1 protein-coding gene is annotated in these 1339 nt (G+C 71.2%); it reads left to right on the top strand.

What is annotated here, in order from left to right; all coding sequences use genetic code 11:
* Nucleotides 1-503: 503 nt before the first annotated feature.
* Nucleotides 504-1339, top strand: an 836-nt coding sequence (locus tag JL475_RS39020) for an SRPBCC family protein (RefSeq protein WP_202282929.1), incomplete at its 3' end; no start/stop codon positions are given.

Genomic DNA, 1339 nt, shown 5'->3' with positions numbered 1-1339 from the left:
CGGAACGGCAAAACGGTCGCCACCCTGGCCAACGAGCCGTCACACCGGACGGCACGGAATTAACCAGCAGGATCGGTAACGGCCACAAACAGTAAGGGACCCGAGGGCCGCCGTCCGGCCTGTTTCCCCCGGACCGGTCCGGCCGACGAGTGGCGATCGGCCCCGGCTTCGGCCGGGGCCGACGGGCGGCGATCGCCCACGTCCGGCCCGGTAGGACGGACGGCGAACCCCTCCCCCGCCCAGCTTGACGGACGCGTACTCGACAGGCCGGATCTGAACCCGCTCCTGAAGTCAAAGCCATGGATCTGCCGGTGATAACACCCGTCAAGCCCATGGCGCGCGTCACGTCCACGCTGCGACCGGACGGCTGCGCCGGTTCGGGGACGGGAGTTGAGGATTCAATGCGGGCCACGCGGGAACTCCGGCTTTGTCCGACATGCGCACTTCACCTTCTCACTCAAGTGGCCCCCTTCCCTTCACCTCACCGCACGTGGGGAGCACCCATGAAGACAGACACCCGCTCCACCTCCCGCCTACGGCACGATCCGCTCGTACGTGGCCTCGGCTGGGGCAGTGCGCTCCTGGGCGTGCCCCAGGTCGTCGCCCCGGCAGGCTTCGCCCGGGCACTGGGTGTGGGCGACACCTCCCGGCACCGCTCGGCCACGACCGCCGTCGGAGTGCGCGAGCTGGCGGCGGCGACCGGGCTGCTGGGGCGGCCCCATCCGGCCTGGCTCTGGGGCCGCGTCGGCGGCGACCTCATGGACCTGGCGGCGCTGGCCCGGGCCCTGAAGAACCACAACGGCCGCGGCCTCGGCCGCACCGTCGCCGCAACCGCCGCGGTCACCGCCATCACGGCCACGGACGTCTACGCGGCCGTGACTCGCACCCGTAGGAGCACCCCCATGGAACTGACTGCGGCCACCACCGTCACCCGGCCCCCGGACGAGGTCTACAGCCTCTGGAGCGACCTGGAGCGACTTCCGGACTTCATGGCGCACCTGGACGAGGTGCGCGCCACCGGCCCGCGCACCACCCACTGGCGGGCGAGCGCGCCGTTCGGCAGGACGGTCGAGTGGGACGCCGAGACCACCGAGGACGTCCCCGGTCGGCTGATCGCCTGGCAGTCGGCAGACGGTGCCGACATCGGCAACTCCGGCGAGGTCCGCCTGGTGCCCGCTCCCGGCGACCGGGGCACGGAGATCCGGGTGACCCTGCACTACGACCTGCCCGGCGGGGCGCTGGGCAAAACAGCGGCGCGCTACTTCCCGAGTTCATCAGTTGATGGGCACATGAATGGGTCCGGGGCGTCGTTGTCGCAGGTCAGCGCGATACGGCCTGT

It is taken from the genome of Streptomyces sp. M2CJ-2, assembly GCF_016757295.1.
GTDB lineage: Bacteria > Actinomycetota > Actinomycetes > Streptomycetales > Streptomycetaceae > Streptomyces.
Note: the sequence above shows the minus strand (reverse complement) of the source record. Positions and strands in the feature narration are given on the sequence as shown.